The sequence below is a fragment of the Methylomonas sp. MK1 genome, from assembly GCF_000365425.1.
Classification (GTDB): domain Bacteria; phylum Pseudomonadota; class Gammaproteobacteria; order Methylococcales; family Methylomonadaceae; genus Methylomonas.
Map to the genome: position 1 here is coordinate 1,150,710 of NZ_AQOV01000002.1, position 13,039 is coordinate 1,163,748.

Sequence of the window (13,039 nt, forward strand, 5' to 3'; positions counted from 1 at the left end):
CGATTTCCTAAATTTCCTCGTCATTCCTCTTTAGCTTTCAAAAGACAGTTTATCGGCAAATGCCGCTTGCCAGTCGTGGCTGAATTTCGCAACGGCAGTGTCGGTAGCTGGAGTGGTCAAGATTTGCTGGGCAATGTCCAGCGGCAAGGTTACCGCGCCCACGCCGAGTTTTAACACCTGCAAAACCTGATTGACGTTTTTGAAGCTGGCAACCAAAAGTTTGCTGGGCAATTGGTAGCGGTCGATTAAGGCTTGCAAATCGCTGACTACAGCAATCCCGTCAAAGCCTTGATTGTCGATGCGGTTGAGATAGGGAGCCAGGTAATCCGCGCCATGCAGCGCTGCAAGCATCCCTTGCTGCACGTTGTAAATCGCAGTGGCTAATAGAGGGATATTATCTTTTTTCAGTTGTTTGATAGCACTTAAACCAGCGGTATGCGCAGGTATTTTGACAATGATGTCGAACGGTAACTCGTGGAGTTTGTGCGCTTCCGCGATGATACCGTCAACCGAGTTATTAAGCACTTGTACATGAAACCGCGCTTGTGGGCCAATGATGTCTGTCAGTATCGGTAACAGTTCATGTAGACCGATTCCGCCGGTCGCCATAATCGACGGATTGGTGGTAACGCCCGCCAAGGGTAAAGCTGGGCAAAGGTTTTTGATGCCGGCTACATCGGCGCTATCTAAATATATTTCTAACATCGAACCAGGATTGTGATTTTGCGGATAAAGGCGGCCAGTATAACCAGTGCTGTTAGATAGCTTTAGAAAATCACCTCGGTAAAGCGTGCGTTCGGCGTCAGTACTTGCAGTTTTGCCAGTTGATCCAGCGCGATTTTCCCAATTGAGTTTTGGTCCAACAACAAAAATTCGTGTCTTTCTTCGGTCACGATATTCAGTGCCCGGCCCTCGACGATTCCTTTGTCTTTTAACGTCAATCTGACCCGATAGCCATACAGACAGGCAATTTCGATATAGTCGTGCAAATCGCAAGCGATCCGGCATTCGCTCATGGCAGTCTCCCCTTGAGTTTTTTGTTCATCAATCTTACCCTCGGTGTCTTCGATAGCCAATCATGCGGGGCAAATTACCTTGGATACCGTTTCATCTTCCAGACGCTTAGCGTCTATCGACATCTTGCGCGGCTTGGTCATGGTGTTGATGACACTGGATCATACCCGCGATTTTTTCAGTGCCAGTCATTTCAGCCCTACCGATCTGGATAAGACTTCAGTGGCCTTGTTTCTGACCCGCTGGATCACGCATTTCTGCGCGCCGGTGTTCGTGTTTTTGGCCGGCACCAGCGCATATCTGTGGCAGAGTCGCCGGGGAGCGGATGCGCCGTTGAGCAGATTTTTGCTGGAGCGTGGTCTGTTACTGCTGGTTTTGACCTGCACCGTGGAAGCCTGGTCGTGGAATTTTCGCGCCGATCTGCGGCACATCGATGGCGGCGTGTTGTGGGCGATTGCTTGGTCGATGATCGCGCTGGCCGGGCTGGCAAAGTTGCGGTTGGGTTGGTGTGTGGCGTTGGGTGCGACCATGATAGTGGGGCATAACGCTTTCGATGCACTCAAGCCTGTCGACTTGGGAAGTTTCGGGCCTTGGTGGGCAGTGTTACACACTGGGGACGATGTGCCGTTCGGTGACGGCTGGCTACTTAATCCCTATTACCCGTTGATTCCATGGATAGGCGTGATGGCCGTGGGCTTCGGATTTGGAAAGTTATTGACTAACGACGTCTGGCGCACGCGGCGTAGGCTTTTTACCTTGGGCCTAACATTGATAGGCGCATTCTTGGTACTGCGTTTCAGCAATCTGTACGGCGACCCCAAGCCTTGGCAAAACTATCCGGACCCGGTGTTTACCGTATTGTCGTTTATCAACTGCCACAAATACCCGCCGTCCTTGTTGTATTTGTTAATGACCTTGGGGCCGGCGTTGCTGATCTTGGCGCTGGCCGAGGGCAAGGCAGCGGAACGCTTCGGTTTTTTACAAGTATTCGGCAGGACCCCGCTGTTCTTTTATCTGCTGCACTTGTACCTGATTCATGGTCTGGCAGTATTGATGGCGGCAATCACGGACGGACCGGTGGCGGCAATAATCGGCGGCGGTATTTGGTCGCCGGAATTACCGCAAGACTACGGTTATGGTTTGCCGGTGGTTTATGGCATTTGGCTGTTTGTGGTGCTAACGCTGTATCCCATCTGCCAAAGTTTTGAAACCTTAAAAGCCCGCAAGCCGCATTGGCGCTGGCTCAAATATCTGTAACACGCACGGTGTGTTTTCCCTAGAAGCCGGTGCGCAATCTGCGGCGGCAGCTTTACGTTTAAATGTGAATGCAATAGTTTGCAAGCGACTTTACTGTCGCAATTAATCCCTTTTGGAGGTCAGTATGAAACGCACTATCGGCTGGATTATTCCTACTTTGCTGGCAACAGCGGCTTGGCAGGTGCAGGCTGACGAATCGGAGGCTAGTAGGGGACTTAACGTCGCTTTTACGGATTGCACCGAGTTCGTGGGCGTTGCGCCTGTTGCAGAAAGTAAAGCACGGGCTCTGGTACCTAGCCAATACCAACTTGTCGTGGATGACTCCGGCGCAAAATTGGTGGTGCGCATTGCCCATTGCCAAGGTGTGGCAGTGAATAATCGCCCAGCCCAAGCCGGTACGGTGGCCCACCTTGGCATCATGCTGTATTCACCGGACGGTACCGGAACCGATCCCAATACTGCCATCAATAATTACACCCTGACTTATGCGAGCAACGTGCCGGCCTTGGTTAACGGTTTGCGTAAACAAGGCGTGCCTGCACAATGGGACGGCAATTTGACCTATGAAGTGACGCCGACAAGCGCAACAAACGAGTTTTACGCAGCGGTTTCTCCCGATACTCCGGATGCTGTCACTTGGTTTTTACATGGCAATGTTGCCGAGCCGCAGATAGCCAGTCCGTTTCTGGCAAATTGGTGGTCTTATTCCAAGAAAGGCGAAGTGAAGATGGCAACCAATATCGAGCAAATTTATTTCGACTTTAGTTCTACTGTGTCTTTCTTTACAGCTAGAGCTAGCATTATCGGCGACTTGCTCGGCGGCAATAGCATTGCCAATTTTCCTTTGAGTTTTCGCGGCAAGTTTGCCAGCGCGCAAATGACGGTGACCCGTGCGCGCTAAAATTTTAAACAGCCATTAAGCAGGCTTAGCTTCCTTGGTCTGCTTTTGTTTATTTAACTGAGTTAAAAAATAGCTTTGATAATTCCAGCCGGGACGAGTCGGTGGTGGTTGGTGAGCGAAGGGCATAATAAACCTCTGTGATGCATTGATTAGGGATAAAAGATGCTCCCGCAGATTCAGCAACGATGCGCTCTATTGCTTTAATCGAATCTACGGGAGCACAAACTAGGAAATATTGAAACTAATACACTGCGAGGGAGAATCTACCAGCGAAAAGCCGACAAGCAAGAGCGGGTAAAATTTTACTGCGATGAAATAGAGTCCAACTGTGTCTCGCCGTTTTGTCGATAAAGCGACTGACGGAACGGCGAGGTGTCCTAGGTTTTGCTCACCAAATTAACTGTTCGGTGAGCGTGGATTGACTTAACTTAAGCGGCCGAGAAGCCGTCTACTTGCTCGCGGGGTATTTGCAGGCCTATTAGTTTTTCCACTAGACGCAAGGCCTGATATTCGTCTTGCGATACCAACGAAACCGCCTGGCCGTTTTGTCCGGCCCGGCCGGTTCTGCCGATGCGGTGTACATAATCGGCGGACGAGCGCGGTAATTCGAAATTCACCACGTGCGGCAATTGGGCAATATCGATGCCGCGCGCTGCCACGTCGGTGGCGACCAACACGCGAATGTCACCGGCTTTGAAACCCGCCAAAGCGCTGGTTCTGGCGCCCTGGCTTTTATTGCCGTGAATCGCGGCAGCCTTGATATTGGCGATGTTCAGTTTTTCGGTGAGTTTGTTGGCGCCGTGCTTGGTACTGGTAAACACCAATACTTGCTGCCAGTCTTTAGTTTTCACCAGATGGGTCAACAAGGCGGTTTTCGCGGTTTTACTGACGGTATAAACCCGTTGGTCTATCAAGTCGGCGGCGGCGTTTTCCACGGCCACTTCGATTTTGACCGGATTAACCAGCAAATCGCCGGTTAACTTGCGAATATCGGCGGAAAAAGTCGCGGAAAACAACAGGTTTTGGCGTTTTTTCGGCAGCATGGCCAGGATTTTGCGAATGTCTTTGATAAAGCCCATGTCCAACATGCGGTCAGCTTCGTCCAGCACCAACATTTCTACTTTATCCAGTTTTACTGCGTTTTGACTGACCAAATCCAGCAGACGCCCCGGCGTTGCGGTCAGAATGTCCACGCCGCCGCGCAAGCGCATCATTTGTGGATTGATCTTCACGCCGCCAAACACCACTTCCGACTTTAAGCGCGGTTGCTGATGCGCGCCGTATTTGGCAACGGATTCGGCAACTTGCGCGGCGAGTTCTCGTGTGGGCGTCAAGATCAGGGCGCGCACGGGCCGATTGCGGCCATAGTCGGTTTGCGCCAAACGGTGCAAGATCGGTAAGGTAAAGCCGGCGGTCTTGCCGGTGCCGGTTTGCGCGGCGGCCAGTAAGTCTCGGCCTGTTAACACGGCGGGTATGGCTTTACTTTGAATAGGTGTAGGGGTGGTGTAGCCGGAATCGGCAATAGCTTTTATTAAAGCCTCGGATAAACCGAGATTGGAAAATGGCATTAAGGTCTCAATGGGGAAAATAAGGGGAGAAATCTGGGTTCGGCAGTACTGCTGTCGCGATGTCCGCCCGGGGACTAAGGGAATTACATATTGAAGATGAACTTTCAGCGGGCAGTCTATCACGGTTACTGGTTTAAGGTTAGGAAACCGGCGCTAGCCTGATTGAACGGCTGATTGCGCCGGCGAAATTGATGCGCAAAATCCGTTTTCAAATAGCCAAACTGGCCAGATCGAGTACTATGCCGCCGATTTTTTCCGCGGCGCCCAAATGGTTGGCAATACGTATGTCGATTTGCGGATGTGTGTCGCGTATCCTTTGCACGTGTTCGGGAATATCGATGCTGACGTGGCGTCCCGCTGACAGGAAATAAGGCATCACGACAATCTGCCGCGCGCCCTGGGCTATTTGTTGGCGTAAGCCTTGCTCGATAGTCGGTTCGGCGATCTCCAGAAAAGCACAGTCTATTGCCGCGAAGCGGGTAGCCGTCAGTCGCAGTTGTTTTATCAGCTCACGAATTTCAAGGTTAGAGGCTTCCCGACGGCTGCCGTGCGCCACCACTAACAAATGTGTCACCGGAATGCCTTATTCGATGTCTATATGGATTTCGTTGCGGCGCAAGGCGGGTAAAGTCCAAGGCGGATCGTATGCCGCCGAACGCGGGGCAGATAGAGGTGTGAGCTGTTGTTGTTCAAGCCAAGCCAGTAATAGTTGGCTTTTGTCGTTAATTTGTTCCAGGTTAAGACTGCCGGAATAGCGCAACACCGCGACTTTTTTCGCGGGTAAGACTTTGATAGTCACTTGGGGATCGATTGGAGTCGGTAAGGTCTCCAGACTATAGCCCGCCGGCATCACGAAAGCCATCGTCCATTTGTTACCGACAGCCTGCTGCAACACAGGCGCGGTCATCTCGATTTGTTCGCCGGCATTTTCGCGAAACACCGGGGCGGTCATGGCCATCTGCTGTTTTTGCTGATTGCCGCCAAAAATATAGCCGGCCAAGCGATTGAAACCGATATTGCCGGCTTGCGCGTAATCGGCGTCAATGACGGTTTCGGCGATTAATAAGGGCGGATACTGCCTGATTTGCACGTCCCCACGTTCGGAGAGCAATTGGTATTGCGGTTCGGCGCTGCTTCTAATGCCCATTACTGTGCATCCGGTCAAAATCAGGCTGCCGAGTAGGGCTAAGGGGTTTTTCATAGGATAGGTTCTCGTCAAACGGGGTCATGTTTTTTCATGTCCGGAGCGAATGCTGCAACTTGCATCTTGGCAGCGTTTGGCGCCTAACAAGGTACCGAAACGTAAACGGTGCCGGGCAAACCATGCATACAGACGGTCAAACAGCGGTTTTAGCAGGGGCCAGCGGGTGGGAGCCATCAGCCATCCCAAGCCGACAGCGCTGTAAGCAGCGTAAAACACCGGCATCCCCTTGATCAGGCGGCCATCGGCGCACACACCATGGATTTCCGCCATCAATTCGTCCAGCGATTTGTCATAGTGCGCTGGATTGAAATCCTCGGCATGAATATCTTGCAAAGCCAGTTTGTTTTGCTTGTTTCGCGACTGTAACCAGGTCACTTCCTTCCGGCAAATCGGGCAGCGGCCATCGTAAAGCAGAGTGAATTCGTATTCGTTATTCATTGGGCGGTTCTGGGAAGTGGTGCTAGCGGGCTTGTCGCTGGGACTGGCGGCTTAATAGCCCTGCAAGTCTGTATTGGTTTGCTTTGTAATTTCACAATGTTTGCGTATTCCCTAGCTTCGGATACCGCAAAAAAAGTCCCCTCGCGATGCGGGGCTCGCGCAGTCGGCGAGATACTCGCGTCGAAGGGGATTGCGGGCTATGGAGCACCCCTCTGAGGACGGAACGTGTGTCAGGAATCAAAAAACTTAACACTCCGCAATCTACCAGCAGATGTGGTGGAAGCAAGGAGGCGAATGCTAAAAAGGTAGGGTGATCACGTCACATTTTCCCTTTCTGGGCGGCAGTGGTGAAAACGATGTGGATAGGCGATTCCAGCAATAGTTCCTGTTATATTGTTTATTAAAAGGGAATTATGAATAACTTAAATGGCTAATTGTAAATTTTCGACAGGGGATTATAGTGAAGTCGTACTTTAAATTGACTGCAAACGGTTGAGGCGGATCAGATGTACGTTCCAGGTACTCTTAGGAAAGACAGTATTGCCGGTATTCAGTTTGCTACCGGTATTTGGAACTTTTCGATGGGTGAGTTTGTTATATCTACGTTGTCGTTCGCTGCTGCGACTATTTCCAGTATTTTGCTTTTTGTTGGACCCGCTAGTGCTTTATGTTTTATGTGTGACCTCCCTCGTAAGCAGTGACTCCGGCACTGCACACTCTATAGCCTCTATCGTTGTGTTCGGTAGAGGCTTTTTTTTATCTACATGACGGACTATTTGCTCCGGACGTGGTAAATCGCGTAGCCGGCAAAAAACATGGTTAAAAGGTAAATTGTCACTGTAATCATTTGGTACTCCTGGTTATCTTTATTGTTGTGCGCCATTTATAACAGAAATCCGGGCACATAATCCGGTAATTGCTTTGGCGACAGTTTTCACATGTTAGTGTTGTCGCCGATGATCGTGGTTTTCCACAAAAACTGTGGATAAGTTTGTTGGTATGCTGATAAAAGTAAGCGCAAGTTGCTGTATTCAAGCAGGCGCTCGCAAATTGGCTAATAATTGACCACGGTTACTTGATTGATCACGTTGTCAGCACCGGAAATCCAAAGCCGCAATAGCCGTTTGTCGGCCACGGTGACGGAAATTTTTCTAAGCCCTTAGCCGCTCTTCGCCTAGAATGTCCAATCTGCATGGCAAACTTTCAGGACATTTTATGCAAATTCTCGGTGTGGATATTGGCGGTTCGGGTATCAAAGGTGCGATTGTCGATAGCTTGACGGGCGAACTGGTTTCCGAACGGCATCGGATCGATACGCCGCAACCTGCAACACCGGAGGCGGTAGCAGCGGTGCTGGCGCAATTGGTATTGCATTTTGGCTGGACGGGGCCCATTGGTTGCGGTTTTCCAGCAGCGATTCAACAGGGCGTGGTGCGCACGGCGGCGAATATTTCCAAGGCCTTTATTGGCACCAATATCGATAAATTGTTTTCAGAAGCCACCAACTGCGAGTGTCACAACTTAAACGATGCAGACGCCGCCGGTATCGCGGAAATGCATTTTGGCGAGGGTGCGGGCCAAGTGGGTGTAGTCTTGTTGATTACCATCGGCACCGGCCTGGGGACCGCGCTGTTTACCGATGGCAATCTGCTACCCAATACGGAACTGGGTCATGTGTATCTGGAAAACGGTCTGGAGGCCGAGCGCTTCGCATCCGATGCCGCCCGTAAATTGCAAGATTTGGGTTGGAAAGCTTGGGGCAATCGCTTCAACGTTTATTTGAGTACGATGGAAAAACTGTTCTGGCCCGATCTGATCATTTTGGGCGGTGGCGCGAGTAAAAAATTCGATAAATTCAAAGAGCAGATAGCCATAAAAACCCCGGTCAAGCCCGCCGCTTTTTTGAATCAAGCCGGTATCGTCGGCGCGGCGCTGTATGCCAAATCCAAAGTTGTCTGAGCAATGGCGCTTGAGTCCCAAACAGTATTCACAGAAACGGCAAAACCAGGGCTTTTTCAAGTAGCCGTTAATACTTCCATCTTTAATAAATTCTGTTTCCAAGTCGCCTTGACTATCGAATCACCTGCGGTAACCTGATTCTCATGAGGTTGCCGGTGGTGAAAAATTCAATTTTTTCCGTGAGAGCAATCAGACAAGATAGTCGGCAGCCTCATATTTTCCATATGTAGTAAAACTAATTTTCTGACTTGTTGCCTTGCAAGCTTGCCGGAGATTAGCGCAAATCATGGGTGGTGCTGGTGACGCAAGCCTCTAGGTCGGGAGATAGCTAGAGGCCCGTCATCAGTATCATTCCTGGTATTGTCTATATTCCAAAATAACTGAAGCGAATGCTCATCCTGCGTTTTAGATTATTCCCAAACCAAGTGCCTTTACTGCCAAATCCCGCCCGTGTACCATGCTGCGAACTATCGCGCCGATGTTGTTGATGGATGTGCCGGCGCCGTTATCAACCGCCGACTGACGCGAGAAAACTCATGACAACGCTTAATATCAACGGTAAAAGCCGCAAGATAAATCTGCCCGCTGACACACCACTGCTTTGGGCGCTGCGCGACCAATTAGGATTGACCGGCACGAAGTACGGCTGCGGGATGGCGTTGTGCGGTGCCTGCACGGTACATGTGGATGGAGAACCGACCCGCGCCTGTGTCACGCCTATTTCGGCTGCGGCGGGCAAAAAAATTGTCACTATCGAAGCTATAGAGCAGGACGAGACCGGTAAAAAAGTCCAGGATGCCTGGCTGAGTTTAGGTGTACCGCAGTGCGGCTATTGCCAGGCCGGGCAAGTCATGAGTGCTACCGCACTGCTTAAACAGCATCCGCAACCCAGCGATGCCGATATCGATAAAGCCATGAGCGGCAATCTATGCCGTTGCGGCACCTATCCGCGCATTCGCGCCGCGATCAAGCAGGCCGCCGGTTTGCCGGAGGTGCAATCATGAAAAATTCAGCAGAATTTCTGCAAGCCGATATCGAGCAAAGCGATACCGACGACGGGTATTTGATCGACAACATCAGCCGCCGGACCTTTATCAAGCAGTTCGCCTTGAGCGGCTTTGTGTTGGCCGTTGGCCTGCCTACTTTGCTCAGAGCGGACGAAGCCGCCGCGCCGGCTGCTGCCGGCAAGTTCGGTGCTGATGCGATGCCGCACGGTTGGGTCGATAATCCTTTGGTTTTTGTGGCCATCGCCGCCGATGGCGCGGTAAGTATCATCTGTCACCGTTCCGAGATGGGGCAGGGGGTACGTACCAGCTTGCCGATGGTGGTGGCCGATGAGCTGGAAGCTGATTGGTCTAAAGTACATGTTGTGCAAGCGCCTGGTGACGAAAAGCGTTTCGGCAATCAAGACACCGACGGCTCGCGTAGCATGCGCCACTTTTTCATGCCGATGCGCCGAGTCGGCGCGGCTGCCAGACAAATGCTGGAAGCTGCCGCCGCAGCGCGCTGGCGCGTGCCGATAACGGAAGTCCGCGCCGAGCAACACCATATACTGCACATCGCCAGCGGCAAAACCTTGGGCTACGGCGAGTTAGCCAAAGCCGCGGCAAAGTTGCCGGTGCCAGACCGCGACAGCTTGCGTTTGAAGAATTCGACGGAATTTCGTTACATCGGCAAAGGCCGGCAAGGCGTTTACGACGGCGCGGATATTGTGTCCGGACGCGCTATGTATGGCATCGATACCCAACTGAAAGGTCTGCTTTACGCCGTCGTGGCGCGGCCGCCGGTGTTGGGCGGCAAGCTTTCAAAATATGACGCTAGTGCCGCGCTTAAAGTGCCGGGAGTCATAAAAATTGTCGAATTGCCTAGCAGTCCGCTTCCTGCCGAATTCAATCCGTTGGGTGGTATCGCGGTGATTGCAAGCAACACCTGGGCGGCGATCCAGGGCCGAAATGCCTTAAAAATCGAGTGGGACAATGGGGAACACGCCGGCTACGATTCGCTAGCCTACAAAGCCGAACTGGAAGCCGCCGTCCGCCAGTCGGGTAAGGTGGTGCGCCAACAAGGCGATGTCGATGCCGCATTGCAAGGCGCAGCCAAGCGCCTGGAAGCGGAATATTATTTGCCGCATCTGGCCCAAGCACCGATGGAACCGCCGGCGGCGACGGCCCGCATCGTCAAGGGACATTGCGAAATCTGGACGTGTACCCAGGCGCCGCAATTATCCCGGGATAAAGTCGCAAAATGGCTGAAATTGCCGGAAGACAAAGTGACCGTCAATGTCACGCTGTTGGGCGGCGGTTTCGGGCGTAAATCCAAACCCGACTACGTCATTGAAGCGGCTTTGTTATCGCAGGCTATGCGAGGCAATCCGGTGAAAGTGACCTGGACCCGCGAAGACGATCTGCATCATGCCTATTTCCATACCGTTTCCTTGGAGAGGTTGGAAGCGGGCTTGGATGCACAGGGTAAGCCGGTAGCCTGGCTGCACAGAACCGCTGCTCCTAGCATTTCCTCCACATTCGGACCGGACAGCAAGCAACAAATGCCGGTGGAATTGGGCATGGGTGTGATCAATGTGCCGTTTGCAATCGACAATCTGCGCATCGAAAACCCGGCGGCGGCGGCGCATACCCGTATCGGCTGGTTTCGCTCGGTGTCCAATATTCCACATGCGTTTGCCGTGCAGTCGTTTGTGGCTGAAATGGCGGCGGCAGCCGGACGCGATCATCGGGATTTTCTGTTGGATTTAATCGGCCCGGCCCGGCGGATCGATCCGACCAGTTTAAATGACACCTGGAACCACGGCGAATCGCCCGCGCTTTACCCCGTCGATACCGGCCGTCTGCGCCGCGTAATCGAAACGGTGACCCGCGAGGCCGGCTGGGGGCGTCAGCTGGCCAAGGGGCAGGGCTTGGGTTTGGCCGCGCATTATAGTTTCGTGACCTATGTCGCTGTGGTTGTGGAAGTAGCGGTCGATGAGACCGGCAAGTTGAGCATCCCCAGAGTCGATGTGGCGGTGGATTGCGGTCCGCAAGTCAATCCCGAGCGGATTCGCTCGCAAATTGAGGGCGCTTGCATCATGGGTGTTAGTTTGGCGACGCTGGGCGAAATTAGTTTTAAAAACGGTGCGGTACAGCAGGATAACTTTCATGCGTATCAGCTCACCCGCATCGACGATGCGCCGCGCGAAATCAAAGTGCATTTGCTGCCGGCCGCGGAATTCGATACACCCTTGGGCGGTGTTGGCGAACCAGGCGTGCCGCCGATTGCACCGGCCCTGTGCAACGCTATTTTTGCGGCCACGGGTCAGCGGATTCGGCAATTACCGATACGGGATCAGCTTTTGAAAGACTGAGGGCTTATGTGCAAGGCAGCGAGCTCAATTGGCTGGCCGCGGCCTTTTAAAGCTTTGGTAAAACCGGTCGATAACCGGATGCCAGCCGAAACATGGCCGGTACTATTCAATCAAGAGGAGATATACCATGTCATCCGTATCGGGAGTGGGTTCAACACCGTATTTCCCTATCACCAATCAACCGAAACAGCCCGCAGCCAATCAGCAAGCAGCAACGCCGCCAGTGCAAGCTGTTGTGAAAGATGCAGATGGCGATAATGATGCAAGAAAAGGCAGCAAAATCGATACCTATGCCTGATAGTGCTAGCGGTTCCAAGCAGTAAGAAAAAGCCGGGTAAAACCGGCTTTTTCTTTTTTGTGCTTTGCCGGAGGCAGCGAATTATGGAGTCTGTAAAAAACGCTGCTTGGCCTCGTTTTCTTCGCGGGCCGCGTCTATCTCGCGGATCACGCTACGCAGGTCGGCGGGTTTGGCGTTATCTTCGAAGTGGCCGGTCAGATTGGTTTCAGGGTGCAAGTCGCCGCTTTGATACAGTTTCCACATTTCCTTACCAAAGTTAGTCTGCAACAATTCCGGCGCGAACTGGCCGAAATAGGCGGCCATATTGGCCACGTCGCGCTCCAGCATGACTCGGGCGTTGTTATTGCCAGCGGCATCGACGGCTTGCGGTAAATCAATAATCACCGGCCCGTCACGACCGACCAGTACGTTGTATTCGGACAAGTCGCCATGCACCAGGCCATCGCAAAGCATGCGCACGATCTGACCAATCAGAAACGCATGATATTCGCGCGCCAGCTCCGCCGGCATTTCCAGATCGTTGAGTCTAGGCGCCGGGTGGCCGTCGGCATCGGCCACCAGTTCCATCAGCAAGACGCCGTCGATGAAATTATAGGGTTTTGGCACTCGGACGCCGGCATCCGCCAGGCGGTATAAAGCTGTCACTTCAGCATTTTGCCAAGCCGACTCCTGCTCTTTGCGGCCGTAGCTGCTGCCTTTTTCCATCGCCCGGGCACGACGGCTATTTCGCACTTTGCGGCCTTCTTGATACAGCACGCTTTGCTTGAAACTGCGCTGGTCGGCCTCCTTGTAAACTTTGGCGCAGCAAATTTCTCCGCCGCAGCGCACTACATAGACAGCCGCCTCTTTGCCGCTTTTCAACGAGCCAATGACCTCGTCGACCAGGCCGCTATCGATTAATGGTTCGAGTCTTTTCGGTGTTTTCATACTGCCTATTATGCCGCGCTCGCACGAATATCGCGCAAAACTTCCGCCAAATGATCCATTCTGGAGGCGAGAACAATCCTTTCGGCCCCTCCGGCTCAAATCGATAACCGGCGTT

At 52.5% G+C, this 13,039-nt stretch carries 13 protein-coding genes; 6 read left to right on the forward strand and 7 right to left on the reverse strand.

Features of this window, described 5'->3' with window-relative positions; translation table 11 throughout:
- Positions 1-30: 30 nt before the first annotated feature.
- Entirely contained in the window at positions 31-705 is a 675-nt protein-coding gene (locus G006_RS0122065) for a transaldolase family protein (RefSeq protein WP_020485399.1), read from the reverse strand.
- A 62-nt stretch (positions 706-767) separates the two neighbouring features.
- The gene (locus G006_RS0122070; RefSeq protein WP_020485400.1) at positions 768-1,016 is read right to left on the reverse strand and encodes a Rho-binding antiterminator; all 249 of its coding nucleotides are present in this window, start codon (positions 1,014-1,016) and stop codon (positions 768-770) included.
- Positions 1,017-1,095: 79 nt separating this feature from the next.
- Between G006_RS0122070 and G006_RS0122075 the strand changes: the two genes are divergently transcribed.
- Entirely contained in the window at positions 1,096-2,271 is a 1,176-nt protein-coding gene (locus G006_RS0122075) for a DUF1624 domain-containing protein (protein ID WP_020485401.1), read from the forward strand.
- Between the two features lie 124 nt (positions 2,272-2,395).
- On the forward strand, positions 2,396-3,172 hold the full coding sequence (locus G006_RS0122080; protein WP_020485402.1) for a hypothetical protein: 777 nt from the start codon (positions 2,396-2,398) through the stop codon (positions 3,170-3,172).
- A gap of 428 nt (positions 3,173-3,600) precedes the next feature.
- Here G006_RS0122080 and G006_RS0122085 read toward each other — a convergent pair whose 3' ends face one another.
- From G006_RS0122085 to G006_RS0122105, 4 genes are all read right to left on the reverse strand, one after another.
- Entirely contained in the window at positions 3,601-4,740 is a 1,140-nt protein-coding gene (locus G006_RS0122085; protein ID WP_020485403.1) for a DEAD/DEAH box helicase, read from the reverse strand.
- Between the two features lie 208 nt (positions 4,741-4,948).
- Positions 4,949-5,314 (reverse strand): sirohydrochlorin chelatase, encoded by a 366-nt coding sequence (locus tag G006_RS0122095; RefSeq protein ID WP_020485404.1) that lies wholly within the window; start codon positions 5,312-5,314, stop codon positions 4,949-4,951.
- A 9-nt stretch (positions 5,315-5,323) separates the two neighbouring features.
- On the reverse strand, positions 5,324-5,941 hold the full coding sequence (locus G006_RS0122100; protein ID WP_020485405.1) for an SOUL family heme-binding protein: 618 nt from the start codon (positions 5,939-5,941) through the stop codon (positions 5,324-5,326).
- A gap of 24 nt (positions 5,942-5,965) precedes the next feature.
- The gene (locus G006_RS0122105) at positions 5,966-6,382 is read right to left on the reverse strand and encodes a thiol-disulfide oxidoreductase DCC family protein (RefSeq protein ID WP_020485406.1); all 417 of its coding nucleotides are present in this window, start codon (positions 6,380-6,382) and stop codon (positions 5,966-5,968) included.
- Between the two features lie 1,215 nt (positions 6,383-7,597).
- On the opposite strand from G006_RS0122105, the gene ppgK reads away from it, so the two are divergent.
- The 4 genes from ppgK (at position 7,598) to G006_RS28700 (ending at position 11,997) form a co-directional block, all read left to right on the forward strand.
- Entirely contained in the window at positions 7,598-8,341 is a 744-nt protein-coding gene (gene ppgK, locus G006_RS0122120; RefSeq protein WP_026147229.1) for a polyphosphate--glucose phosphotransferase, read from the forward strand.
- Between the two features lie 536 nt (positions 8,342-8,877).
- Positions 8,878-9,345 carry a (2Fe-2S)-binding protein gene (locus tag G006_RS0122125; protein WP_020485409.1) on the forward strand — a complete coding sequence of 156 codons (468 nt, stop codon included), beginning with the start codon at positions 8,878-8,880 and terminating at the stop codon, positions 9,343-9,345.
- Complete coding sequence (locus tag G006_RS0122130; protein ID WP_020485410.1) at positions 9,342-11,699, forward strand: xanthine dehydrogenase family protein molybdopterin-binding subunit; 2,358 nt, start codon at positions 9,342-9,344, stop codon at positions 11,697-11,699. The genes G006_RS0122125 and G006_RS0122130 overlap by 4 nt, the downstream gene beginning before the upstream one ends.
- Before the next feature lie 127 nt (positions 11,700-11,826).
- On the forward strand, positions 11,827-11,997 hold the full coding sequence (locus G006_RS28700; protein WP_020485411.1) for a hypothetical protein: 171 nt from the start codon (positions 11,827-11,829) through the stop codon (positions 11,995-11,997).
- A gap of 81 nt (positions 11,998-12,078) precedes the next feature.
- Here G006_RS28700 and G006_RS26240 read toward each other — a convergent pair whose 3' ends face one another.
- Positions 12,079-12,924 carry a PA4780 family RIO1-like protein kinase gene (locus G006_RS26240; protein ID WP_020485412.1) on the reverse strand — a complete coding sequence of 282 codons (846 nt, stop codon included), beginning with the start codon at positions 12,922-12,924 and terminating at the stop codon, positions 12,079-12,081.
- Positions 12,925-13,039 lie beyond the last annotated feature (115 nt).